The organism is Streptomyces sp. 7N604 (genome assembly GCF_052245475.1).
Classification (GTDB): Bacteria; Actinomycetota; Actinomycetes; order Streptomycetales; family Streptomycetaceae; genus Streptomyces.
In genome coordinates this window covers 25,233-35,671 of record NZ_JBQQBX010000005.1, presented here as the reverse complement: position 1 = coordinate 35,671, position 10,439 = coordinate 25,233, and the positions used below count along the sequence as shown (strand labels likewise).

The 10,439-nt window shown below is 69.4% G+C and carries 11 protein-coding genes; 8 read left to right on the top strand and 3 right to left on the bottom strand.

Going from position 1 to position 10,439, the window contains the following annotated elements; genetic code table 11:
- The first annotated feature begins 45 nt into the window (after window positions 1–45).
- The 7 genes from ACTWP8_RS06875 (at window position 46) to ACTWP8_RS06845 (ending at window position 6,638) form a co-directional block, all read left to right on the top strand.
- The gene (locus ACTWP8_RS06875; RefSeq protein WP_443321245.1) at window positions 46–1,146 is read left to right on the top strand and encodes a branched-chain amino acid ABC transporter permease; all 1,101 of its coding nucleotides are present in this window, start codon (window positions 46–48) and stop codon (window positions 1,144–1,146) included.
- Window positions 1,133–1,969: an ABC transporter ATP-binding protein gene (locus tag ACTWP8_RS06870; RefSeq protein WP_443321244.1), complete on the top strand. Its 837-nt coding sequence runs from the start codon at window positions 1,133–1,135 to the stop codon at window positions 1,967–1,969. Before ACTWP8_RS06875 ends, ACTWP8_RS06870 begins: the two co-directional genes overlap by 14 nt.
- Window positions 1,966–2,682, top strand: coding sequence for an ABC transporter ATP-binding protein (locus tag ACTWP8_RS06865; RefSeq protein WP_443321451.1), 717 nt, complete (start codon window positions 1,966–1,968; stop codon window positions 2,680–2,682). Before ACTWP8_RS06870 ends, ACTWP8_RS06865 begins: the two co-directional genes overlap by 4 nt.
- 9 nt (window positions 2,683–2,691) lie before the next feature.
- On the top strand, window positions 2,692–3,162 hold the full coding sequence (locus tag ACTWP8_RS06860) for a hypothetical protein (protein WP_443321243.1): 471 nt from the start codon (window positions 2,692–2,694) through the stop codon (window positions 3,160–3,162).
- 55 nt (window positions 3,163–3,217) lie between these two features.
- Window positions 3,218–4,261 (top strand): lytic murein transglycosylase, encoded by a 1,044-nt coding sequence (locus ACTWP8_RS06855; protein ID WP_443321242.1) that lies wholly within the window; start codon window positions 3,218–3,220, stop codon window positions 4,259–4,261.
- A gap of 642 nt (window positions 4,262–4,903) precedes the next feature.
- On the top strand, window positions 4,904–6,103 hold the full coding sequence (locus tag ACTWP8_RS06850) for a lytic transglycosylase domain-containing protein (protein ID WP_443321450.1): 1,200 nt from the start codon (window positions 4,904–4,906) through the stop codon (window positions 6,101–6,103).
- Window positions 6,104–6,311: 208 nt separating this feature from the next.
- Window positions 6,312–6,638 (top strand): IS3 family transposase, encoded by a 327-nt coding sequence (locus ACTWP8_RS06845; protein WP_443321241.1) that lies wholly within the window; start codon window positions 6,312–6,314, stop codon window positions 6,636–6,638.
- Between the two features lie 585 nt (window positions 6,639–7,223).
- Here the strand turns inward: ACTWP8_RS06845 and ACTWP8_RS06840 are convergent.
- The 3 genes from ACTWP8_RS06840 to ACTWP8_RS06830 form a co-directional block, all read right to left on the bottom strand.
- Entirely contained in the window at window positions 7,224–7,940 is a 717-nt protein-coding gene (locus ACTWP8_RS06840) for an HAD family hydrolase (RefSeq protein ID WP_443321240.1), read from the bottom strand.
- Window positions 7,941–7,975: 35 nt separating this feature from the next.
- On the bottom strand, window positions 7,976–8,461 hold the full coding sequence (locus tag ACTWP8_RS06835) for an Lrp/AsnC family transcriptional regulator (protein ID WP_443321239.1): 486 nt from the start codon (window positions 8,459–8,461) through the stop codon (window positions 7,976–7,978).
- A gap of 117 nt (window positions 8,462–8,578) precedes the next feature.
- On the bottom strand, window positions 8,579–9,664 hold the full coding sequence (locus ACTWP8_RS06830; protein WP_443321238.1) for a DUF2855 family protein: 1,086 nt from the start codon (window positions 9,662–9,664) through the stop codon (window positions 8,579–8,581).
- 57 nt (window positions 9,665–9,721) lie between these two features.
- On the opposite strand from ACTWP8_RS06830, the gene ACTWP8_RS06825 reads away from it, so the two are divergent.
- Window positions 9,722–10,396, top strand: coding sequence for a TetR/AcrR family transcriptional regulator (locus ACTWP8_RS06825; RefSeq protein WP_443321237.1), 675 nt, complete (start codon window positions 9,722–9,724; stop codon window positions 10,394–10,396).
- The last annotated feature ends 43 nt before the right edge of the window (window positions 10,397–10,439 follow it).

The window sequence follows — 10,439 nt, the reverse complement described above, 5'->3', positions numbered from 1 at the left end:
GGCAAGGAGGCGTCCGCTGAGAGCACGCTCGTTCTGCCCAGCGTGGTGGGGGAGCCCGAGTCACGGTTCCGGCCGACCACCGCCGGGTGGTTCGCCCGCGGCTTGGCGTGGGCGGCCCTGGCGTGGTTCGTGTTCGCGGTCCCCGGCAACTTCCTGTCGCCCTTCGACCTCCATGGCGAGGACATCGGACATCTGATCACCGCTGCCGTGTTCGTGATCATCGGGCTCTCGCTCAACATCCTGATCGGATACACCGGCACCATCTCGCTCGGCCACCAGGCGTTCGTGGGTATCGGGGCGTTCATGGCGGCCTACATGGAGGTCGACCTGGGCATCGACTTCTGGTTTGCGGTGCCGATCGCGGCGATCGTGGGTGGCTTGCAGGCAGCGGTGCTCGGTGCGATCTCGCTGCGGCTCACCGGGTTGTACTTCGCGCTGGTCACCTTCGCCTATGGCGTGTTCACCGAGGAGAGCATCTTCGGAATCATCAGCTTCACGGGCGGTGACGCCGGCAAGGCGGTCACGCGGCCGATGGGGTTCCAGAGCCCCATGGCCTACTACTACCTGTGCCTCGGGTTCGTGGTCGTGGTGCTCTGGCTGGATTGGCGTTTGACCAGAACCAAGGGCGGACGGGCACTGCAGGCCCTGCGGGAGAACCCGAGGGTGGCGTCGTCCTATGGGATCAACGTCAAGGCCTACACGTTGCTCGCGTTCATCACCTCGGGAGTGTTCGCGGCCGTGGCCGGAGCGCTGTTCGCGCACGGCAAGGACCTGATCGTCCCGCAGAACTTCGGCTTCGAGCTGGCGCTGTCGTTCATCTTGATGACCGTCGTGGGTGGCTTGCGGAACCGTGCGGGAGTGGTGATCGGCTCGGTGTTCTTCGCACTCATGGAGGGCGGCTGGCTGTTCAGAACCTGGCTGTTCGACACCGTCGGCGTGGACTGGCTGATTGCGGACGGCATCGGGTTGCCGCTGAGCTTCGTGCCCCATGTCCTCGGCCCCATCCTGCTGATCCTCACGCTGACCACCCACCCCGGCGGTATCGGACAGCAGATCGCGCCGATCAAGGAATGGATGCTCGGGCGGAAATTCAACATCCACACCGGGAAGGTGCGGGACGTGGAGGTCACCGATGTCCGTGCTTGAGGTCGACGACGTCAGTATCAACTTCGGCGGCGTGAAGGCGCTGCAGCACATTGATCTGAAGGTGGGGGAGTGGGAGATCGTCGGCATCATCGGCCCGAACGGGGCCGGCAAGACGACGCTTTTCAACTGCATCACCGGGTTCTACAGCCCCACCAGCGGGAGCATCTGCTACCGGGGAATGAACATCACCGGCAAGCCGGTGCACGAGCGCACCAAGCTCGGGATCGGCCGCACGTTCCAGAACGTCGGCCTGGTGAAGAACACCACCGTGCTGGAGAACCTGGTGACCGCCCAGCACCTGGAGACCGACTACGACCCCTTCGCCGGCATCCTCGGTGGACCGGCCACGTTCGCCGAGGAGCGCAGGCTCGCCGACCGGGCGCACCAGATCCTCGAGCTGATGAACCTCGAGGGAGTCGCGCAGGCCCGAGTGGCCGACCTGCCCTACGGCGTGCTCAAGAAGGTAGAGATCGCCGCGGTGCTGGCCACCGACCCCGACCTGCTGCTTCTGGACGAGCCGGGTTCGGGCATGGGCCCGGAGGAAGCCCACCAGCTCGGCGACACGCTGCTCGAACTGCGCAAGGAGTTCGGCGTGACGATCGTGATGATCGACCACCATGTGCCGCTGGTCACCAGGGTGTCCGACTACGTCTACTGCCTCAATTTCGGCGAGGTGCTGACGGAAGGCAAGCCGGACGAGGTGCGGCGGCATCCCGAGGTCGTGCGCGCCTACATGGGCGAGGACCCGGAGGAACCTGAGGCACCCACGGTCGCCGCGGCCGACGCGCCGGCCACCGAGCGGGCGAGGGAGGAGTACGTCTGATGGCGCTGCTCGAAGTGCGCGACCTTGTGGTCGGCTACGACCAGTACCCGGTGCTGCACGGCGTCAGCTTCGACGTCGAGCAGGGCGAGTGCTGCGTGCTGCTCGGCCTCAACGGCGCCGGCAAGACCACCACGGTCACCACAGTCGCGGGGATGCTGCAGCCGCAGTCCGGCTCCATCACCTTCGACGGCAAGGAGCTGCGCAAGGGCTCGCCGTCACAGCGGGTGGCCGGCGGCATCTCGCTCAGCCCGGAGGGCCGGCGGCTGTTCCCCCGGCTGACGGTGAGTCAGAACCTCAAGCTCGGCGCGTGGTCCCGCCGCCGCGACTCCAAGACGGTTAAGCGGCAGATGGACCTCGTGCTGGACTACTTCCCGCGCCTGGCCGAGCGGGAGAACCAGCTCGCCGGCACGCTGTCCGGCGGCGAGCAGCAGATGCTGGCGGTGGGGCGCGCGATGATGTCCCGCCCCAAGCTGCTACTGATCGACGAAGCCTCGCTCGGCCTGTCGCCCACCGTGGCGCGCACGGTGTGGGAGGTCACCTCGCGGATCAAGGCCGACGGCACCACGGTGCTGATGGTGGAACAGAACGCCGGCGCGCTGCCGTTCGCGGACCGCGCGCTGATCATGGAAAAGGGAACGTTGGTGTACACCGGCGTGGGAGACGAGTTGCGGACCGTCAACCTGCGCGAGGCGTACCTCGGATCAAGTGCATAGGAGTACATGATGCAGATCAACTTCGGTCGGCTGGGCGGGCAGCTCGGTGTGCTGCTGTGCCTGATCGGTTTCGTCCTGATGTCCCTCGGCTGGAACGGCGCGGCGAGCTACAACTCACTTCCGGCGCAGTTCCCCTACCTGATCTCCGGCGGCGTCATCGGCCTGGCGATCGTGGTGGTGGGCGCCGCGATGCTCATCGTGCAGAACCACCGGGTGGACCGGGTGCGTTTGGAGGCGGCGATCGACCGTCTCGCCGCTGCCGTAGACAAACAAGGGCTCGGCGGTCCCGGCGCGCAGGGTCCGGGCTTCAGCGGCTACGTGGTGGCCGGTGCCGCGTCCTACCACCGCGTCGATTGCCAGCTGTCGGAGGCGCGGGACGAGGCCGAGCTGATCGGCATCGAGGAGGCGATCGATCGCGACCTCGCGCCCTGCCGGGTCTGCGCGCCGCCGCGCGTTGCGATACCCGCCCGGCAGGGTTGAGGCGGGCCCTGCCACAAGTGCGCAACACGAGAGCCTCGTGAGGAGAGATGCTGACGTGCTTCTGACCAAGTGGCCGCGGTTGTGGATGAAGGTCACCCCCGCGGTGGCCGGGGCGGTCGCCGCGACCACCGCGGCGACCGGTGTGGCGGTGTACCAGGTCGCCCAGCCGGCCGAAGCCAGCCAGGTCTTCGCGGGAGCGGTTGACGGCGGAAGACCGCTGTACCCTGAGCCGCCACCGGTGGGCGCCCTGGAGCTGGAGCCCTCACCGGCTCCCTCGGCGACGCACGCCGACGAGCGTGATCGTACGGATCGGATGCGGCCGGTAGGGGCCGTCGCGATCCCCGCGCGGGTGCTGGCCGCATACCGGAATGCGGTGGCCGTGCTGAACGAGCGGCGACCTGGTTGTGGGCTCAGCTGGCCGCTGCTGGCGGCGATCGGCCGCGTGGAATCGGGTCACGCCCGCGGTGGCCGGGTCAATGCGGACGGCAGCACCATCACTCCCATCCTCGGCCCCCGACTGGACGGCGGCCCCGGTGTGGCGGCGATCCGCGATACGGACAACGGGGTCTATGACCGTGACACCGCATGGGACCACGCAGTCGGTCCTATGCAGTTCATTCCCTCGACGTGGCACCGTTGGGGAGCCGATGGCAACGGCGACGGCACCGCCGACCCGCACAACGTGGGCGACTCCGCGCTCGCGGCGGCCCACTACCTGTGCGCCGCGGGAGGAGACGTGAGCCGGGACGGAGGCCTGCGCCGAGCCGTGCTCGCGTACAACCACTCCGAGCGGTACCTGGACCTGGTGCTGGCGTGGATGCGCGTCTACGCGGGCGTCGCGACGGCGGTCGAGACCTCGCCGGCCACGCAACCGACGCACACTGCGCCGCCGGAACCGAGCCCCAGCGATGAGCCCTCACGGCGGGACAAGGAACCACCACGACAGCCTCCACGGCAGGGCAAGGAACCACCGCGACAGGAGAGCCCGTCCCCGAGCTCAGACGGACCACCTGAGCGGCATGGGCCGGACGAGCCCGCTCCGTCGGATCAGCCATCCGAGCCGGAGGTACCGGATCTGCCGCTGACCACTGATGAGTAGCCGGTATGGAGGCAACAGGCGGCGGAGCCGCGGGGCCGGCTGGCAAGAAGAGGGTGCCCGCTCTCCCCGGCCGCGTCGACGCCGAGGCGCTTTACGGTCGCTGCGCGAGCGGTGACCCGACCGGCTCGACCGGGCCAGAGAACAGCGGCCACGGGGCCGGCCCGGGACGAGTACGGGAAACCGCTACACCATCAAGAAGGAAGCCCCGCATGCAATGAGCGCGGGTCACCACCGAGACGGCCTACCTTGCCGACCCACAGGAGCAGGTCGGGCTGGTCGCGGCCGACGGCGGTCCGCTCACCTGGCCCCTGCACACCAGCCTGCTCCTCGCTCAGGAGTAGGAACTCACGCCCACGCATCCCGGCCGAGCGCGCCGTCGCGATGGGGCTCGCCAACCATGTGGTGGCCGATCCTTTGGCCGGGGCCATGGCATGCGCGAAACGGATCGCGGGGCTGCCGCGGCAGGCGGCCGAAAGCACCAAAACGACTATGCGGCCGCACGCCGTTGACAACCGGTCATGCCGGCGGCGCGGGTGCTGGTTCGTGATGAGAACGAACACCGGAAAGTGGGTTGCCCCGCAGGGCGACCGCCTGATGTGCCGGTAGCCGACCGAGTGCCCTGAGACGATTGTGAGGTTGACCATGCAGAAACCAGGAAAACAGCAATCCGTTCATGACGACCGCCTCGGACGCCCGGTGACGTCGCTGTCCGATCCCCACGCGACACGGCCGGAGCGCCATGTCCGCACGATACGTTGGAAGAAGTTGGCCAGAGCGCTGTCGACGATACTGGTGGTGCAGCATGTCGTACCTTCCTCGGCAGCTCTCGCTCCGGCCGCTGCTGAGGAGAGAGTCGTCACGGGCCCGGGTGCTGACGGGGGAAGCACCCCTCTCTATCCCGCTTACCCCGATCTCCTGTCACTGCCGGATCTGCCGAGTGTGACCGACAGCCCTGCCGTGCGGAACGGGAGAGGCCGGGGGCAGGCGCGGCCTGTTGTCCAGGGGATTCCGGCGACGGTCCAGGGGATTCCGGCGACGGTGCTGCAGGCCTATCAGCGGGCGGTGGACAACACCAGGGCATCGGAGCCGGGTTGCCACCTGCCGCTGCCGTTGCTGGCGGCGATCGGGAAGGTGGAGTCCGGGCATGCGCGGGGCGGTGATGTCGACGCGCAGGGCACCACTCGGACGCCGATTCTGGGACCGCGGTTGGACGGCAGTCCCGGTGTGGCGGCGATCGCCGACACGGATCACGGGGTCTACGACGACGACACCGTCTGGGACCGCGCGGTCGGATCCATGCAGTTCATCCCGTCCACCTGGCGCAGCTGGGCCGCCGACGGCAATGCCGACAGGAGGTTCGATCCGAACAACGTTTTCGACGCTTCGCTGGCCGCAGGCCGGTACCTGTGCGCGGCCGGCGATGATGTGGCCACACCCGAGGGGCTGCGCCGGGCCGTGCTCGCGTACAACCACTCAGAGTCCTATCTCAACCTGGTACTGGCCTGGATGCGCGTATATTCCGGCGGCCCCGTCGCGGTGCCCGACACACCGGGCTCGGACTCTGACACCGCACCGGATGCACCCCGCGACCACGCACGGCAACCGGAATCCACACCGCCGCCACGCAGGGCGGAGAACACTCTGAAAGCGGGGCGACCCGCCGGCAACCAGCCCGCTCCGGCGCCATCCCCGGGCACGAGTACGCCGGGCGGTGACGGGGGCGGCGCCCCCGATGGTGCCCCGCCTTCGTCGCCCAACGCACCGACCCTGCCGACTCCCGTCCCGACCCCGTCGGCACCTCCGTCGACTGTGCCAACCATCAACACCGGGACCACCGGTTGATGTGTTGGGCAGTTGATGAGACGCCACCTGACCACCGCTTCCCGTTACGCGTCTGCCCGCGTCTTGACCGCTGTGCCGGCGGGCTGCGGATTGCGCGACCGGAGCGGCACCAAGCACATCGACGGTAGCGGGCCGAGTGAGATCGCGGTCGCGGCCCTGGCGGGCGAACCCTGAAGACGGGCACAGGCGGTACGAAGCCATCGCCGTGATGACCGCCGAGCGGCTGCCGGTCCAGCTGGCCGCCCGCGTCTTGCCCGTCGCAGAGTTCGGCTACCACACCTGGAAGGACCGTCCGCCCTCGGCTCAGCCGGTCAGGGACGCCTGGCTGACCGAGGCCATTACCGGCATTCACCTCGCCTCCCGTGGCACTTACGGCTCCCGCCGCGTCCACGCCGGACTCGACCTGGGATCAGTCATCCACGTCAGCCACGGCACGGTGGAGCCGCTGCTGAGCAGCGGCCCGGCATCCAGGGCCTTTCGGGCGGCCGTGGGCCTCGCCCCAACCACGAGATCCGTTCGGCCGCCGACCTGGTAGAACGCAACGTCGCCCGCACCGCCCGGGACAAGTTGTGGGTCACCGACATCGAGCGCCGTGAGGCGCGATGAATCGAAGGAGGTGCAAGACCTCCTCGCCGGGCTGTCGCGGCAGCCTGGTGGGAGCTGAGACGGCATCCGCTTATCGATCACGGGGCTGGCCTGGTCGAACAGGGTTCCTGATCGGGTGATCACGCGAGAACCGGCGCATGACAGCAGGGCCTCTTGGTAGCTCGGAGGTGCGAACCAAACCAAGCACCAGGAGGCCCTGTTGTCGCAGCCTTTTGCGCTCGCGTGCGTGGAGTCCAACTCGCCCTCCCCGTCATGTGACTGCCTCGCGCACAGGTTCGGCAACGCGCTGTCCGGTCGGGGTGGGCGTGGCAGCGTTGATGGCCAGGAGCGTTCCACTGTCAAGTCGGCTAGGGTCGGGGTTGCCCTAACGGAGGTTGGCGGATACGAACCGCGACAATCCGGACCGCCAGGTGCGGCTGACCTTCCTGGGCTGACCTTTCCCGGGCCGACCCGTTCCAAGGGCCCACCCGGGGAAGGGGCGTATGAGAGAACGGCGGGGATGGGCAGGGTCGGTTCAGCGGGGACCCCGGCTCGCGGCCGTGACCCAGTCGAGGGCGGCACCGGCGTCGAACTCGCCCTGGCCACCGGCGAAGAGCAGCCCCGCGGTGCCGAACGCCGGGTCGGCAGCGGTCCCCGGCACGTACGGGATGGCGATGCAACGCATCCCGGCGCGGTGCGCGGCCTCGGCCCCGGGCGGGGAGTCCTCGAGCACCACGCAGTCCGCCGGGTCCGCGGCCAGCCGCCGGGCCGCCTCCAGAAAGACATCGGGCTCCGGCTTGCCGCGCTCCACTTCCTCGGCGGACACGGCGACGTCCATCAGCGGGGCCAGACCGGTCGTGTCGAGCACCGCCTCGATCGCCGCGCGGGAGGACCCGGACGCCACCGCCGTACGGATCCCGGCCGCGCGGAGGGCGTCCACGAACTTCCGCATCTGCGGGAACACTTCAGTAGAGGCCGAGGCGAGCGCGAGGTAGTGGCGGTTCTTCCCGGCGAGAAGCTCGTCGACCGGCGCCTCGATGCCGTGCTCGCGGCTCAGCACCTCGAGCGTCTCGCGCGTGCCGATTCCGATGAAGCGCTCGTGCTGTTCCCAGGTGAAGCGGGTGACGCCGTGCTCGGCGAGCACCCTGCGGCCCGCTTCGTAGTAGTTCGGCTCGCTGTCGACCAGCGTGCCGTCGAGGTCGAAGATCACGGAGGGGGTGCGGAGAGTGCGGGGGGTGTGGGGAGAACGCATGCACCCAGCATGCAAGAGGCGGCGAGGCGGCAGAATCAGCGGGCCGGGGCGGCGGCCCGGCCCACCGCCTCGATGAGCGGCAGCATCCGGTGCGGTACGCGCTCGCGCAGCGCCATCTCCGTACGGGTCCGCACCACACCCGGCAGCTGGATGAGCCGCTGGATGACGTCTTCCAGGTGCTCGTTGTCCCGCGCGACGACCCGCGTCATCAGGTCTCCGCCCCCGGTGATCGAGAACGCCTCGATGATCTCCGGCACTTCGGCGAGCGCGTCTCCCACATCGTCCAGGTGGCCCTGCGTGACTTCGATGTGCACGAACGCGAGGACCGGGTGGCCCAGCGCGGCGGGGGAGAGCCTGGGGCCGGAGCCGGTGATGACGCCGTCCCGCTCGAGCCGGTCGATCCTGGCCTGCAGGGTGCCTCGCGCGACCCCGAGGATACGGGCGTACTCGCGCGCGCTCGTGCGCGGCTGCTCCAGCAGGAGCCGCAGGATTCTGGCGTCCAGCGCATCCACGGCTGCCATGGGCCGACGGCCTCCTCCTGGTCGGGATGTCCGGGCCTCGACTGTACCAATGGCTCAGCCTGCAGGGCGGCAGGTGAGCCACCGACCCCGTACGGCCCTCGCGGGCGGCGGATTCAGTCAGAGGGCCAGCACATGACCGGTGCGCGGGGCGGTCCGCCCCGACTGAACCTCGTGCCAGACCTTCTCCAGGGCCTCCGGGCCGTGGCCGTGGACGACGTCGACCCACCCCTCGACCACGGGGGCGAACCGCTGCCATGCGTCGGCGAAGCGGTGATCCAGCCCTTCGCGCCCCCAGTCGCCGATGCGCTTGCGCATCTGGTCGGGTGCGAAGAACATGCCCGGTCCCGTGTCGGCCAGTGTGCCGGCGGGGCCGGGCTGCTGGCTGGTGACGCCGACGACCACTTCGTGCACCAGGGCGTCGCCGAGGTGGGCGCGCAGCGCGGCGGTCAGGGCCTCGTCCCCGGCGAAATCGGCGTACAGGGTGGGCACGGCCGGGGAGAGACGGGGCGCGTCCTCGTACGCCAGCACCCGGTCGTAGCAGCCCAGGCTCTCGGTAAAGGCCAGGTTGCGCCGGGACGTCAGGCCCACCACCTCGCACCCCTGCCCCCGGAGCAGGAAGGCGGCACCGTAGGCGGTCTTGCTCGACGCGGACGACAGGACGGCGGTGCGGGCTCCCAGCCAGGCGTTGTCGACGAGCCAGTCGGCCAGCATGAAGGAGGTCCAGAAGAGCGGGCGGTAGAGGATCTGGAGGTCCTCGCGGTCCGGCTCGTACGCGAGGTCGCCCGTGGTGAGGGCGTAGGCGTTGTAGGGCGAGGGCAGGGTCTTCCGGTGGGGGCTGGCGTCCCGGAAGCCGCGCTCGTCCACCCGCCCGGGGCGCACCAGCAGGTGGCTGCCGGACGGGTAATAGCCGTAGAGGCGGCTGCCCTGTTCGACGCCGTCGACCCGGGATGCGACGACCTCGGCGAAGCCCCAGAGCGGGACGATGCCCCAGCCTGCCCGGGCAGGGAAGAACTCCCAGTAGCGGAAGGAGTCGCCGAGCGCGGCGTAGGTGACGTTGTTGGCGGTGAGGCCGACCCGGTCGACGCGCAGCAGCGCCTCGCCGTCCTGGACCTCCGGGACCGGTGCGTCGACGAGTGTGGCGTTCGACAGGTCATCGCGGGCTATGAGCAGGTTCCAGCCGCTGGGCGTGGCAGTGGTGTCCATGGCCCGGAAGGTACTTGAATCCGGATTCAGATTCAATACTGGGCTAGGATGCGGCCCATGTCCGCCCCCGACCGCTCAGCCTCCGACCACGCCGCCCACCACGCCGTCCCCGACCACGTGGCCCACGAGTCCACGGCACCCCGGCGCACCCGGCGCGGGATCCGCACCAGGGATGCCCTCGTCGCCGCAGCCCGGCGGATCTTCGAACGAGACGGCTACCTGGACGCCCGGATCGTCGACATCGCGGCCGAGGCCGGTGTCGCCACCGGCAGCTTCTACACGTACTTCGCCTCCAAGGACGACGTCTTCGCCGCCGTTCTGACGGAGCTGCAGGACGAGATGCTGCACGCAGGAGTCAGCGGCGGCAGCCGCGGGGAGCTGCGCCGCGGGGTGGAGGAAGCCAACCGCGCCTACCTGGAGTCGTACCGTCGCAACGCGGCGCTGATGGCCGCCATGGAGCAGGCCGCCGCCGTGGACCAGCGGTTCCTGAAGCTGCGGCTGCAGCGGTCCCAGGCGTTCATCGAGCGCAGCGCCGCAGCGATCACCCGCCTCCAGGAAGCCGGCCTGGCCGATCCCGCGCTCGACCCGGCGGTCACCGCTCGGGCCCTCAGCGCCATGGTGAGCCGCATGGCGTACGTGACCTTCGCCGCCGATCAGCCCGTGCCCTTCGAGACGCTGGTGGAGACGCTCACCCGGCTCTGGATGAACGCCCTGCGCATGCCGCAGGATTAATCCTTTCCTGGGGTTGAGGAACTCTTGCTACGTTCGGCCATGA